This window comes from Vagococcus sp. AM17-17 (genome assembly GCF_003471765.1).
GTDB classification, from domain to species: domain Bacteria; phylum Bacillota; class Bacilli; order Lactobacillales; family Vagococcaceae; genus Vagococcus; species Vagococcus teuberi.
In genome coordinates this window covers 1-11,159 of the sequence record NZ_QRJY01000021.1, presented here as the reverse complement: position 1 = coordinate 11,159, position 11,159 = coordinate 1, and the positions used below count along the sequence as shown (strand labels likewise).

The following is an 11,159-nucleotide window of genomic DNA, read 5'->3' as shown; positions in this document are numbered from 1 at the left end:
AATCCCAGCTTAAATCATAGATACCGTAAGGGATTTTATTCTTTATTTAAAACTTTGCAACAGAACCAAGAAAAGAATTTGAAACGTTTGTCTGATTTGGAGGAAGGTTTACACCGTAAAAGGTTAATCTCCTATGGTGGTTTGTTAAAAGAAATACATAAAAAATTAAACCTTGATGACACAGAAGAAGGCGATTTGATTCATACAGATGATGACGAAAAAGCCGATGAAGATGGATTTTCTATTATTGCAATGTGGAATTGGGAACGGAAAAATTATTTTATTAAAGAGTAGTTCAACAAACGGGCCGTATTGTTGTATAAGTGATGAAATACTGAATTTAAAACTTAGTTTATATGTGGTAAAATGTTTTAATCAAGTTTAGGAGGAATTAATTATGAAGTGTAATGAATGTAACAGGGTTCAATTAAAAGAGGGAAGCGTATCATTAACCCTATTAACTACGTCTGCCCTCATTATTGGAGGGTGAAATGTGAATACATCCTATTCACAATCGAATTTACGACACAACCAAATTTTAATTTGGCTTTGCATTTTATCTTTTTTTAGCGTATTAAATGAAATGGTTTTGAACGTCTCATTACCTGATATTGCAAATGATTTTAATAAACCACCTGCGAGTACAAACTGGGTGAACACAGCCTTTATGTTAACCTTTTCCATTGGAACAGCTGTATATGGAAAGCTATCTGATCAATTAGGCATCAAAAGGTTACTCCTATTTGGAATTATAATAAATTGTTTCGGGTCGGTAATTGGGTTTGTTGGCCATTCTTTCTTTTCCTTACTTATTATGGCTCGTTTTATTCAAGGGGCTGGTGCAGCTGCATTTCCAGCACTCGTAATGGTTGTAGTTGCGCGTTATATTCCAAAGGAAAATAGGGGTAAAGCATTTGGTCTTATTGGATCGATAGTAGCCATGGGAGAAGGAGTCGGTCCAGCGATTGGTGGAATGATAGCCCATTATATTCATTGGTCCTATCTTCTACTCATTCCTATGATAACAATTATCACTGTTCCGTTTCTTATGAAATTATTAAAGAAAGAAGTAAGGATAAAAGGTCATTTTGATATCAAAGGAATTATACTAATGTCTGTAGGCATTGTATTTTTTATGTTGTTTACAACATCATATAGCATTTCTTTTCTTATCGTTAGCGTGCTGTCATTCCTGATATTTGTAAAACATATCAGGAAAGTAACAGATCCTTTTGTTGATCCCGGATTAGGGAAAAATATACCTTTTATGATTGGAGTTCTTTGTGGGGGAATTATATTTGGAACAGTAGCAGGGTTTGTCTCTATGGTTCCTTATATGATGAAAGATGTTCACCAGCTAAGTACTGCCGAAATCGGAAGTGTAATTATTTTCCCTGGAACAATGAGTGTCATTATTTTCGGCTACATTGGTGGGATACTTGTTGATAGAAGAGGTCCTTTATACGTGTTAAACATCGGAGTTACATTTCTTTCTGTTAGCTTTTTAACTGCTTCCTTTCTTTTAGAAACAACATCATGGTTCATGACAATTATAATCGTATTTGTTTTAGGTGGGCTTTCGTTCACCAAAACAGTTATATCAACAATTGTTTCAAGTAGCTTGAAACAGCAGGAAGCTGGTGCTGGAATGAGTTTGCTTAACTTTACCAGCTTTTTATCAGAGGGAACAGGTATTGCAATTGTAGGTGGTTTATTATCCATACCCTTACTTGATCAAAGGTTGTTACCTATGGAAGTTGATCAGTCAACTTATCTGTATAGTAATTTGTTATTACTTTTTTCAGGAATCATTGTCATTAGTTGGCTGGTTACCTTGAATGTATATAAACATTCTCAAAGGGATTTCTAAATCGTTAAGGGATCAACTTTGGGAGAGAGTTCAAAATTAATCCTTTTTTTTATAACAGGAATTCAAATCTTTTTGTTCCATTAAAGGGCGCGATTGCTGAATAAAAGATACGAGAGACCTCTCTTGTATCTTTTTTATTTTGAGTGGTTTTGTCCGTTACACTAGAAAACCGAAAGACAATAAAAATTTTATTCTTGCTGAGTCTGGCTTTCGGTAAGCTAGACAAAACGGACAAAATAAAAATTGGCAAGGGTTTAAAGGTGGAGATTTTTTGAGTGATCTTCTCAAAAAATACTACCTGTCCCTTGCTGATTTTTAAACGAGCACGAGAGCAAAACCCCCCTTTGCTGAGGTGGCAGAGGGCAGGTTTTTTTGTTTCTTTTTTCTCGTAAAAAAAAGAAAGGTCTTAAAGGTTTTATGGTTTTGGTCGGCACTGCCGACAGCCTCGCAGAGCACACACTTTATGAATATAAAGTATAGTGTGTTATACTTTACTTGGAAGATACACCGAATGAAGAAACACTGAAGCAACAACTACCTAAAGATTTTAAGAGTTATTTTATTTTAAGTCTTTATAACATGAGTGAAGCGAATTTTTAAATTTCGATAGAAATTTTTACATCAAAAAGCCCCCTGTCAAAAATGACGAAGGGGGTTTTTTGCGCACGCTTTTCGAAGAAAATAATACGACTTGAAAAGTGGTGTATAAGTGCGCCCTTTTAAATTTTGAGTGATTATATTTTTTGAGTTAGAAAAAGGGATTGGGAAAATTTCCCAAAATAATTTAAAAAATAAGCAAAAATTTTCGATAGAGAATGTGCTATTTTTTGTCAAAGGGATATACCTTGACTGTGCTTGCTGTTACACGAACTTAATTTTTTTGATATAAGTTTTGGAATTTAAATCACTCTTAGAAGCTCATATTTGCGTTTTAAGACGTTTTAAATATATCTGCGTATATTTTTATGTGTTTTATCTTTTCGTCGGCAAATGCGTTAAAATTTGCGAAATAAAATATTGCAAGGGCGAGCATAGCGAGTGTATTTACCCTTGCCATTATTTTTTGAGTAAATTAGCTTTGCTGAACGACGAAAAGGAAACACATAACTTTTCAGAGGTAAGGGGTTTTTAAGGGGCGCTTTTAGCCCCTTAGATTTATTTGCTTTAAGATATATTTAGTTTTAAAATAGATTTAACGAAAAAAAGACATAAAAAAAGACGAGCAACGCTACCAACGTTCTCGTCCGGAATAACAAATCGCACTTGTTATTCATTCGAAACTTAGTATATCAATTTTTTCTCTTGAATACAAAATAAAAAAGGACGAATGGATAAAGCAAATTTTTTTGTAATTCCATTTGTCCTTTTTTCGTTCCAAAAATTATTTTAGGAGCGATAAAAAATGAAGAAAATTGATGAAAAATTAGCTGCAGAAATCTCACAAAAAAAACCGGCCGTCTCTAATAGCCGGTAATAGCCGGTTAGGAGTGCATTCTGTGCACCCACAAAATCCTAAATTAAGTTTTGACGCTATGACAATAGTTGGAAATCTCAGTCGTGACAACGCTCAAAAGCTATCGTCATTTATGAGTATTGAACCTCAAATAAGACTTTGGGATATACTACAAACGAAATTTAAAGCTAAAGCACTGCAAGAAAAAGTTTATATCGAATATGACAAAGTGAAAGCAGATACTTGGGACAGACGTAATATGCGTGTTGAATTTAATCCAAATAAACTTACACATGAAGAAATGATTTGGTTAAAACAGAACATCATCGACTACATGGAAGATGACGGTTTTACAAGATTAGATTTAGCTTTTGATTTTGAAGATGATTTGAGTGATTACTATGCAATGACTGATAAAGCAGTTAAGAAAACTATTTTTTACGGTCGCAATGGTAAACCAGAAACAAAGTATTTTGGTGTGAGAGATAGCAATAGATTTATTAGAATTTACAATAAAAAGCAAGAACGTAAAGACAATGCAGATGTTGAAGTTATGTCTGAACACTTATGGCGTGTAGAAATTGAACTTAAAAGAGATATGGTGGATTATTGGAATGATTGTTTTAATGATTTACATATCTTGAAACCAGATTGGACTTCGCCAGAAAAATTAAATGAACAAGCAATGGTTTACATGTTAATTCATGAAGAAGGCAAATGGGGAGAATTGAATAAGAGAACTAAATATAAATATAAAAAAATAATCAAAGAAATATCTCCAATTGATTTAACTGAAATAATGAAATTGACTTTACGAGAAAACGAAAAACAATTGCAAAAGCAGATTGATTTTTGGCATCGTGAATTTAGATTTTGGGAGTGAAAAAACAATGAGGACTGAAAAAGAAATTTTAAATTTAGTTTCTGAATTTGCTTATCAACGAAGCAATGTAAAAATTATTGCTCTCGAGGGTTCAAGAACTAATGAAAATATAAAAAAAGATAAGTTTCAAGATTATGATTTTGCTTTTTTCGTATCAGATATTGAGTATTTCACACATGAAGAAAGTTGGTTAAGTTTATTTGGAGAATTATTGTTTATACAGAAACCAGAAGATATGGAATTATTCCCACCTGATTTAGATTATGGTTACAGTTATATAATGTATTTTAAAGATGGCATAAAAATGGATATTACATTAATTAATTTAAAAGATTTAAATCGTTATTTTAGTGATTCTGATGGTCTTGTAAAAATTTTAGTTGATAAAGATAATTTAGTAACTCAAGAAATTGTTCCAGATGACTCAAATTATTGGTTAAAAAAACCAACAGAACGAGAATTTTATGATTGCTGTAATGAGTTTTGGAGTGTCTCAACGTATGTAGCAAAGGGTGTTTTTAGAAGAGAAATATTATTTGCTTTAGATCATTTCAATAATATTTTACGTCCTGAATTATTAAGAATGATTTCTTGGTATATTGGCTTTAATAGGGGTTTTGATTTTAGTTTAGGAAAGAATTATAAGTTTATAAACAAATATTTAACTGATAAAGAATTCAATATGCTTTTAGCTACTTTTGAGATGAATGGATATAGAAAGACATACCAATCTTTTAAGCTTTGTTGTGAATTATTTAAATATTATTCAAATAAAGTAAGTTGTTTAGGAAATTATAACTATCCAAATTACGAAAAAAATATTGAGAATTTTATTCGTAATAATTATGAGAATTAATTTTATTAGCAACCACATTTTTGGTTGCTTTTGTTTTGATTTTGAATTTGGTTTTGAACTTATGGACTGATTTATTCAGTCCATTTTTTGTGCTTGCACAAAAACTAGCCTCGCAGAGCACGCGCATTAATGACTTATGAAACGTAGTAAATAAGTCTAGTGTGTTATACTTTACTTGGAAGTGGTTGCCGGAAAGAGCGAAAATGCCTCACATTTGTGCCACCTAAAAAGGAGCGATTTACATATGAGTTATGCAGTTTGTAGAATGCAAAAAGTGAAATCAGCTGGACTAAAAGGCATGCAATTTCATAATCAAAGAGAGCGAAAAAGTAGAACGAATGATGATATTGACCATGAGCGAACACGTGAAAATTATGATTTGAAAAATGATAAAAATATTGATTACAACGAACGTGTCAAAGAAATTATTGAATCACAAAAAACAGGTACAAGAAAAACGAGGAAAGATGCTGTTCTTGTAAATGAGTTGCTAGTAACATCTGACCGAGATTTTTTTGAGCAACTGGATCCAGGAGAACAAAAACGATTTTTTGAGGAAAGTTATAAATTATTTTCCGAACGATATGGCAAGCAAAATATTGCTTATGCAACAGTTCATAATGATGAGCAAACCCCTCACATGCATTTAGGTGTTGTGCCTATGCGTGATGGAAAACTGCAAGGAAAAAATGTGTTTAATCGTCAAGAACTGTTATGGCTACAAGATAAATTCCCCGAGCATATGAAAAAACAGGGTTTTGAGTTGAAGCGTGGTGAACGTGGCTCTGACCGTAAACATATTGAGACAGCTAAATTTAAAAAACAAACTTTGGAAAAAGAGATTGATTTTCTAGAAAAAAATTTAGCAGTTAAAAAAGATGAATGGACTGCTTATAGCGATAAAGTTAAATCAGATTTAGAAGTACCAGCGAAACGACACATGAAAAGTGTTGAAGTGCCAACGGGTGAAAAGTCCATGTTTGGTTTGGGAAAAGAAATAATGAAAACAGAAAAGAAACCAACCAAAAATGTTGTTATATCGGAGCGTGATTATAAAAACTTAGTGACTGCTGCGAGAGATAACGATAGGTTAAAACAGCATGTTAGAAATCTCATGAGTACTGATATGGCGAGAGAATATAAAAAATTAAGTAAAGAACATGGGCAAGTTAAAGAAAAATATAGTGGTCTTGTAGAGCGATTTAATGAAAATGTAAATGATTATAATGAGTTGCTTGAAGAAAACAAGTCTTTAAAGTCTAAAATAAGCGATTTAAAGCGTGATGTGAGTTTAATCTATGAAAGCACTAAGGAATTCCTTAAGGAACGTACAGACGGCTTAAAAGCCTTTAAAAACGTTTTTAAGGGGTTTGTAGACAAGGTAAAGGATAAAACAGCACAATTCCAAGAAAAACACGATTTAGAACCTAAAAAGAACGAATTTGAACTAACTCATAACCGAGAGGTAAAAAAAGAACGAAGTCGAGATCAGGGAATGAGTTTATAAAATAAAAAAAGCACCTGAAAAGGTGTCTTTTTTTGATGGTTTTGAACTTGTTCTTTCTTATCTTGATACATATAGAAATAACGTCATTTTTATTTTAGTTGCTGAAAGGTGCGTTGAAGTGTTGGTATGTATGTGTTTTAAAGTATTGAAAATCCTTAAAATTGGTTGCACAGAAAAACCCCATCTGTTAAAGTTATAAGTGACCAAACAAATAACTAAATAGATGGGGGTTTCTTTTAATATTATGTGTCCTAATAGTAGCATTTATTCAGATGAAAAATCAAGGGTTTTAGTGGACAAGACAAAAAGTGGAAAAGTGAGACCATGGAGAGAAAAGAAAATCGCTAATGTTGATTACTTTGAACTTCTGCATATTCTTGAATTTAAAAAGGCTGAAAGAGTAAAAGATTGTGCTGAAATATTAGAGTATAAACAAAATCGTGAAACAGGCGAAAGAAAGTTGTATCGAGTGTGGTTTTGTAAATCCAGGCTTTGTCCAATGTGCAACTGGAGGAGAGCAATGAAACATGGCATTCAGTCACAAAAGGTTGTTGCTGAAGTTATTAAACAAAAGCCAACAGTTCGTTGGTTGTTTCTCACATTAACAGTTAAAAATGTTTATGATGGCGAAGAATTAAATAAGAGTTTGTCAGATATGGCTCAAGGATTTCGCCGAATGATGCAATATAAAAAAATTAATAAAAATCTTGTTGGTTTTATGCGTGCAACGGAAGTGACAATAAATAATAAAGATAATGGTTCTGTTGCAAAGTTTTAAATAAAGAATAAAATCCCTTACGGTATCTATTTGATTTAACACCTGGCATTTTAATTTTAACAATTGGTTTATTTTTCTCTCAAGGCATTAAATTACAAGAAGAAAATGAATTAACTATATAGAATAGCCATTGGAGGAAAAAGATATGATTAAAATAAATTTAAACGTAATGATGGCAAAAAAAAATATGTCGTCTAATGAATTAGCTAAATTAGTAGGAATAACTCCAGCTAATTTATCTGTTTTAAAAACAGGGAAAGCTAAAGCAATTCGTTTTAACACACTAGAATCTATTTGTGAAGCTTTAGAATGTCAACCAGGAGATATATTAGAGTATCAAAAAAACAGTAATTAGTTATTTAACCTCATGGTAGACATAATCAAATATTATACGAAGTAAAAAGACCTCAACAATTATGAGGTCTTTTATTTATATATGTCTCTACGATGACCGATTTCTAAAACTAGAATCGTTATAGTATCATCATCTATGTTTGCCAACAAACGATAATCGCCTATTCTATATCGCCATTGCCCACTTTTATTACCTACTAATCCTTTTCCGTGAGCTCGAGGAGAATCAGTTCCTTCTAAGTTCTTAGAAATCCAAGATAATATAAGTCTAGCTTGATGTTTATCCATCTTTTTTAGTGATTTTTGAGCATTTTTTTCATACCGAACGGTGTATTTTTTATCCATCATAATCCTAATTCTAGAAGCATATCTTTATGTGAGATACTTTCGTCACTTAATTCATGAGCTTTCATTGCTTTTTCATATAAAGCCATATCAATTTGATCTTCCAGCCCCTCTAATAATTTAGTCCTAGCCAATTCTGATAAACTTAATCCATTTAAATCAGCCATAGATTGAATAAATGATTTTTCCTCATCCGTAACTCTAAATGTAACAGTACTCATATAAAAGACCTCCTTGTGTACATTTGTTTTACATTCTTATTGTATTACAAATGTATACAAGGAGTCAAATTTATAATAGTTAACATAAATCCCATTATACAAAGTAGCTGATATCATTGGGCTCAAAGCACTGACTTTGTGATTTCAAACTGGTATAGCTAAAATCAAAAATAGGATACTTTATTTAAAATGACTTATTTATGTATTGATTGTTGAATCAATGTTAGAAATATCAATTTCAATACTCGTAAGAGTAGCTTCAATGTTGTTTAATGTTGTAGCTATTTCTTGTAAAATATCATTATTAGATAAATTACCTTCTATATTTTTTAGTATATCCAAAAATTCTTTTTCCATATCTATATCCTCCTTTCTTGTTATCTTTAATGAAATTAATAATAGAAAAAATAAAAGTAATTAAGATTAGAAAAGTTAAAAAAATAATCGCAATTCTTAGTGAAAAAATATTAACAAATGAAGTAAATATAATCACCATTAAAGGTGAAGAAACCATTAAAATTGTATTTATAATCCCTACAGAAGATGAAATTATATGTGGGTCTACGCTATTCATTAACCATGCAGATAATTTTGGTGAACAGATACCACATAGAAAGGCCATTGCTGAGAAGTTTATTAATAAAAAAATTATAGAATGATAAAAAGTACTAAATAAAAACAACAAAGAAAATAAGGTGAAATATAAGATTAAATTATCTAAAGAGGTTTTTTTGAAAATTTTAATTCCTAGAAGACCACCTAAAGTAATAGATATAGATATACATATTCCCATAATCGCAATAGTAATACTGTATGTTCCTATAATAAAATAGTTGTAACTTGCAACAAGAATTTCAAATAAAGGGGGAATACAAGCTATGATTCCATTAATAAAGGCGATTTTAAAAATAGTAGAGAACATTTTTTTTTCAGATTTTATTTGATTTAATGCATATTTAAATGTTTCAATGAAATTTTTGTCATTAATAAAGTTCTTAGATGTTTGTACAGCTTCATCTTCTTTATTTATTTCTCTATATAGTAAAAAAAATGTTATTCCAGACAAAAGAAACATTATTGCATTTAGATATGCGAGTTGTGAAAAAGAAAGGAATACGATTATTCCAGCACCTGTAAATTGTGCTATGAGTTTAACAATATAATTAATGCTATTCGTAATACCTAATGCTTGATCTAAATTCTTTTCATTACAGATATTTTTTACAATAGGAATTTTTAAACTGCTACTATATATCCCGAACAAGTCAGAAAAAAAATTTATAATGATTGTAAAAAAAACTATATTCCAAGCATTCATATTAGTAGAAAATATCAGTCCAACCGACAAATATAGAATAGCTCTTATAAACGCGAGATTAGGCAAATGAATTGTTTTATTTTTTGTTTTATCAGCGAGATATCCAAAATAACTTTCAAATAAAGTTGGTAAAGTCTCTGATATAGCTATTAAAGAAATAGCTAAAGGAAAATTATCTAATCTACTAGCATATGTTACCAAAGCTAGATAAAATATAGAGTCTCCCATGATTGACAGTGTGTTTCCAATAGTAAGCTTTGCGAATTTAGAGTTCTTAAAGAGGATAGTCATAATTATTTCTCCTTTGCTATGTATTTTGTAATTTAACTATATCTTTTTTAGAATTCTTTTGTTAAAGTTGTCGTAAACGACATTATTTATAGGGAAAGTGGGTTATTAAATGGAAGTTGGAGAATTGTTGAAAAAGATAAGACTTGAAAAAAACTTAACTCAAAAAGAAATGAGTCGTGGAGTACTTTCAGTTTCTTACTATTCAAAAGTTGAAAAAGGAATTCATAGAGTAGGGGCAGAAGACTTAATTTTAATTTTAGATAATAACGATATTCAGCGAACATACTTTTTTAATCGATTAAAAAAAACAAAAATAAATATTGAATATCTTGAAAAAATTATGCCTAAAATAACTGAAGCATATTTTGAAAATGACGAAAAAAAAATGATTAAGTTAAAAGAATATGCCAGGATAAAGATTCCAAATACTTATCAAAACAAAAAATTTATTATGTCTATAATAGATATTACACTGGCAACATTAAATAATGATATGTCACTAATTAGCAATAATACAAAACAAATTTTACAGGATGAATTATTTAGAATGGAAGAATGGGATGAGTTTAAATTATCTTTATATGCTAATGTTTTGTCACTATATCCGATGGAAAGTAATATTTTCTTGATTAATTCTATAATTAAAAGTAGTAATATTTATTCTACAAAAGAGAAAAATATAATAGAAGTTATACTTATAAATTTTATAGGGACTTGTATTGAAGAGAATGATGATGAAATTGCATTGGAATATTTTCCGTTTTTAGATTCGATTCGAACTACACCAGAAAATTTTTTTTATCAGAATATGAGTATTTTTTTTCGTAATTTAATAAATTTTAGACTAAATCCTAAAGAATGCTACCTAAAAAAATCAATTGAATCTATAGATAGATTGAATGATTTAGGTATGGAATCATATGGAAAAGAAATAGAGTTATTTTTTAATACTTATAGATTGAAAATGTCGTAAACGACCAAAAATGTCGTTTGCGACATTTTTGGTTTATAAGGATTTTAAAAGGTAAACTAACATTATCAACTAAAAAATTTAAAAGACGAAGGGAGGAAGTAACATGGAAAGAGGTTGGAAAGTTTCTATCACTATCACAAAGACTGGTGCTGATGCGTAATTTATTAAGCACATATATTTTATTAATTGAATGTATAGCTATAGAAGTAACTAAAGTTTCGAAGACTAGTTATTTAACCTCGTGGTAGACATAATCTCCATTTTACGAAGTACCACATCTACCAACACATCGAGGCACCCACTTTGTGAA

The 11,159-nt window shown here is 30.5% G+C and carries 11 protein-coding genes and 2 pseudogenes; 9 read left to right on the top strand and 4 right to left on the bottom strand.

Annotation, left to right across the window (positions count from 1 at the left end; genetic code table 11):
- The 8 genes and pseudogenes from DW196_RS10635 to DW196_RS10595 all read left to right on the top strand — a co-directional run.
- Positions 1–294 (top strand): protein rep (locus DW196_RS10635; RefSeq protein WP_233541957.1); only part of this gene is annotated, 294 nt, incomplete at its 5' end.
- A 103-nt stretch (positions 295–397) separates the two neighbouring features.
- Positions 398–490: a tetracycline resistance efflux system leader peptide gene (locus DW196_RS11805; RefSeq protein ID WP_118251239.1), complete on the top strand. Its 93-nt coding sequence runs from the start codon at positions 398–400 to the stop codon at positions 488–490.
- Positions 491–493: 3 nt separating this feature from the next.
- Positions 494–1,870, top strand: a complete 1,377-nt coding sequence (gene tet(L) / locus DW196_RS10625) for a tetracycline efflux MFS transporter Tet(L) (protein ID WP_001574277.1) — start codon at positions 494–496, stop codon at positions 1,868–1,870.
- A 1,472-nt stretch (positions 1,871–3,342) separates the two neighbouring features.
- Positions 3,343–4,206 (top strand): annotated as a pseudogene (locus DW196_RS10615) (replication initiation factor domain-containing protein); the annotation flags it as partial.
- Between the two features lie 7 nt (positions 4,207–4,213).
- Positions 4,214–5,062, top strand: a complete 849-nt coding sequence (gene str / locus DW196_RS10610; protein ID WP_001258486.1) for a streptomycin adenylyltransferase Str — start codon at positions 4,214–4,216, stop codon at positions 5,060–5,062.
- Between the two features lie 244 nt (positions 5,063–5,306).
- Positions 5,307–6,569: a MobV family relaxase gene (gene mobV / locus DW196_RS10605; protein ID WP_000119405.1), complete on the top strand. Its 1,263-nt coding sequence runs from the start codon at positions 5,307–5,309 to the stop codon at positions 6,567–6,569.
- Positions 6,570–6,813: 244 nt separating this feature from the next.
- Positions 6,814–7,326, top strand: a pseudogene (locus tag DW196_RS10600) (protein rep); the annotation flags it as partial.
- A 166-nt stretch (positions 7,327–7,492) separates the two neighbouring features.
- Complete coding sequence (locus DW196_RS10595; RefSeq protein ID WP_118251237.1) at positions 7,493–7,702, top strand: helix-turn-helix transcriptional regulator; 210 nt, start codon at positions 7,493–7,495, stop codon at positions 7,700–7,702.
- Positions 7,703–7,773: 71 nt separating this feature from the next.
- Here the strand turns inward: DW196_RS10595 and DW196_RS10590 are convergent, their stop codons facing one another.
- The 4 genes from DW196_RS10590 to DW196_RS10580 all read right to left on the bottom strand — a co-directional run bounded on the left by DW196_RS10590 (position 7,774) and on the right by DW196_RS10580 (position 9,876).
- The gene (locus DW196_RS10590; protein WP_079348668.1) at positions 7,774–8,046 is read right to left on the bottom strand and encodes a type II toxin-antitoxin system RelE/ParE family toxin; all 273 of its coding nucleotides are present in this window, start codon (positions 8,044–8,046) and stop codon (positions 7,774–7,776) included.
- Positions 8,046–8,267, bottom strand: coding sequence for a type II toxin-antitoxin system RelB family antitoxin (relB, locus tag DW196_RS10585; protein ID WP_118251236.1), 222 nt, complete (start codon positions 8,265–8,267; stop codon positions 8,046–8,048). The genes DW196_RS10590 and relB overlap by 1 nt, the downstream gene beginning before the upstream one ends.
- Positions 8,268–8,465: 198 nt before the next feature.
- Complete coding sequence (locus DW196_RS11420; RefSeq protein WP_158563573.1) at positions 8,466–8,624, bottom strand: hypothetical protein; 159 nt, start codon at positions 8,622–8,624, stop codon at positions 8,466–8,468.
- Positions 8,581–9,876 (bottom strand): MFS transporter, encoded by a 1,296-nt coding sequence (locus tag DW196_RS10580; RefSeq protein WP_118251235.1) that lies wholly within the window; start codon positions 9,874–9,876, stop codon positions 8,581–8,583. Before DW196_RS10580 ends, DW196_RS11420 begins: the two co-directional genes overlap by 44 nt.
- 109 nt (positions 9,877–9,985) lie before the next feature.
- On the opposite strand from DW196_RS10580, the gene DW196_RS10575 reads away from it, so the two are divergent.
- Positions 9,986–10,849, top strand: coding sequence for a helix-turn-helix domain-containing protein (locus tag DW196_RS10575; RefSeq protein ID WP_118251234.1), 864 nt, complete (start codon positions 9,986–9,988; stop codon positions 10,847–10,849).
- The last annotated feature ends 310 nt before the right edge of the window (positions 10,850–11,159 follow it).

Excerpts from the sequence above, each read along its gene's own strand:
- DW196_RS11805 (WP_118251239.1), top strand. The coding sequence starts at position 398 with ATGAAGTGTAATGAATGTAACAGGGTTCAATTAAAAGAGGGAAGCGTA.
- str (WP_001258486.1), top strand. The coding sequence starts at position 4,214 with ATGAGGACTGAAAAAGAAATTTTAAATTTAGTTTCTGAATTTGCTTAT.
- mobV (WP_000119405.1), top strand. The coding sequence starts at position 5,307 with ATGAGTTATGCAGTTTGTAGAATGCAAAAAGTGAAATCAGCTGGACTA.
- DW196_RS10595 (WP_118251237.1), top strand. The coding sequence starts at position 7,493 with ATGATTAAAATAAATTTAAACGTAATGATGGCAAAAAAAAATATGTCG.
- DW196_RS10590 (WP_079348668.1), bottom strand. The coding sequence starts at position 8,046 with ATGGATAAAAAATACACCGTTCGGTATGAAAAAAATGCTCAAAAATCA.
- relB (WP_118251236.1), bottom strand. The coding sequence starts at position 8,267 with ATGAGTACTGTTACATTTAGAGTTACGGATGAGGAAAAATCATTTATT.
- DW196_RS11420 (WP_158563573.1), bottom strand. The coding sequence starts at position 8,624 with ATGGAAAAAGAATTTTTGGATATACTAAAAAATATAGAAGGTAATTTA.
- DW196_RS10580 (WP_118251235.1), bottom strand. The coding sequence starts at position 9,876 with ATGACTATCCTCTTTAAGAACTCTAAATTCGCAAAGCTTACTATTGGA.
- DW196_RS10575 (WP_118251234.1), top strand. The coding sequence starts at position 9,986 with ATGGAAGTTGGAGAATTGTTGAAAAAGATAAGACTTGAAAAAAACTTA.